2 protein-coding genes are annotated in these 1954 nt (G+C 72.4%); both read right to left on the bottom strand.

What is annotated here, in order from left to right; translation table 11 throughout:
* Positions 1–1260 (bottom strand): ABC transporter permease (locus tag CWC38_RS12635; protein ID WP_121846871.1); only part of this gene is annotated, 1260 nt, incomplete at its 3' end.
* Positions 1257–1954 (bottom strand): molybdate ABC transporter substrate-binding protein (gene modA / locus CWC38_RS11650; protein WP_121846870.1); only part of this gene is annotated, 698 nt, incomplete at its 5' end. The genes CWC38_RS12635 and modA, both read right to left, overlap by 4 nt.

Here is a 1954-nt window from a genome sequence, read left to right as displayed (position 1 = left end):
GCCGAGCACGGTGGACTTCCCCACCCCGTTCTCCCCGAGCAGCGCCACGGTCTCCCCCGGTTCCACGGTGAACTCGGCGGCCACCCGCCGCTGCTCCTGGGCCACTGCCACCCGCAGCCCGGTGACCTCGTGCGCATCCTTCGTCAGGACCTCGGCGGAGCTCGAGGACGACGGCGCGTCGTCGGGTCTTCGCGGAACGCCGCCTTCGCGGGGACGTCCGGCGTCGGCGCCTTCACCGGGTGCACGAGTCTCGGCAGCACCGCGATCCGCCTGCGCAACAAGCGACGTCCCGGGACGGCCCCCAGGCGCCGGGTCCCCCGCGGGTGAACTCTCAGCGCCGGGGGCGACACCCGTCGGGGCGTCGCCCCCGAGCCGTTCCTCACGGCCGTGACCAGTCACCTCATGCGTTGCGTCGCCCGGGGCCTCGGCGCGGTCCCGCTCGAACCACCCGGTGAGGTTGCTGCGGAAGCCGGCGCCGCGGCGTCGTCGTGCGGGGGTGCTGAGACCCACGACCAGCAGCGCGACCAGGACGAGGAGGAGGGAGAGAGCCACGGCGGCGTCCGGGTCCGTCTCGCGCTGGAGGTAGATCTCCAGCGGCAGGGTGCGGGTGACGCCCTCCAGGCTGCCCGCGAACGTGAGCGTGGCGCCGAACTCCCCCAGGCAGCGGGCGAACGAGAGGGCCGCGCCGGAGAGCACCGCGGGGAGGGCCAGCGGGAGGGTGACGCGGAAGAGCGTGCGCGTGGGGGATGCCCCCAGCCCGGCGGCGACCTGTTCGTGGCGGGTGCCCGCGGTGCGCAGGGCACCCTCCAGGGAGACCACCAGGAACGGCAGGGCCACGAACGTCTGCGCGAGCACCACGGCCGCGGTGGAGAACGCGATGTCCACGCCCAGGGCGGCGAGCGGACGGCCCAGCAGGCCCGTGCGGCCGAACGTGTAGAGCAGGGCGATGCCGCCCACCACCGGGGGCAGCACCAGCGGCAGGAGCACCAATGAGCGCAGAACGGTGACCGCGCGGGCGGTGGAGCGTGCGAGCACGAGTGCCAGCGGGCACCCCAGCACCATGCACAGCGCCGTGGAGACCACCGCCGTGCGCAGGCTCAGGGACAGCGCCGCGAGCGAGGACTCGCTGGTGAGCAGCTCCTCCAGGTGCACCCAGTCGATGCGCAGCAGCAGGCCCACCAGCGGCAGGAGGATCAGCAGTGCCCCCAGCACGGCGGGCAGCAGCACCCACCGCGGTGCGGCGGAGAAACCGCGCCTCACGGTGCGCCGAAGCCCGCGTCCACCAGGACCTTCTGACCGCGCTCGCCGGTGACCAGGTCCACGAACTCACCGGCCAGTTCCGGCTCCGCGGCGTCTTTCAACGCGACCACCGGATACCTGTTGATGACCTTTTCCGTCCCGGGGATCTCGATGCTCTTCACAGCATCCCCCACGGACCTGGCGTCCGTGACGTACACGATTCCGGCATCCGCCTGGCCGCTGGTCACCTTGCCGAGCACGTCCGTGACCGCGTTCTCCTGGCTCACGGGCTGGAGCGTGACACCGTTGGCCTTCGCGATCTCCTGGGTCGCGGCACCGCACGGCACCTCCGGGGCGCACGTGACCAGCTTGACGTCCTGGTCCACCACGTCCTGGAAGCTCTCGATCCCTGCCGGGTTGTCCTTCGGCACCACGAGCGTGAGCACGTTGGTGGCGAAGACCCGCGGCTCGCCCTGCGCGAGGCCCGCCTCCGTGAGCTTTGCCATGTTCTTCTGGTCCGCGGAGGCGAACACGTCCGCCGGCGCACCCGCCATGAGCTGCTGCACCAGGCCCGAGGACCCGCCGTAGTTCACGCTCACGTCCACCCCCGGGTGGTCCTTCTCGAAGTCCTCGGCGAGCGTGTCGAAGGACTTGGTCAGGGACGCCGCCGCGGACACCCGCAGGGTCTTCTCCCCGCCCCCGCTCCCGCTTCCGG

It is taken from the genome of Kocuria tytonicola (genome assembly GCF_003687455.1).
Lineage (GTDB): Bacteria > Actinomycetota > Actinomycetes > Actinomycetales > Micrococcaceae > Kocuria > Kocuria tytonicola.
This window is presented reverse-complemented; position numbering and strand designations above follow the sequence as displayed.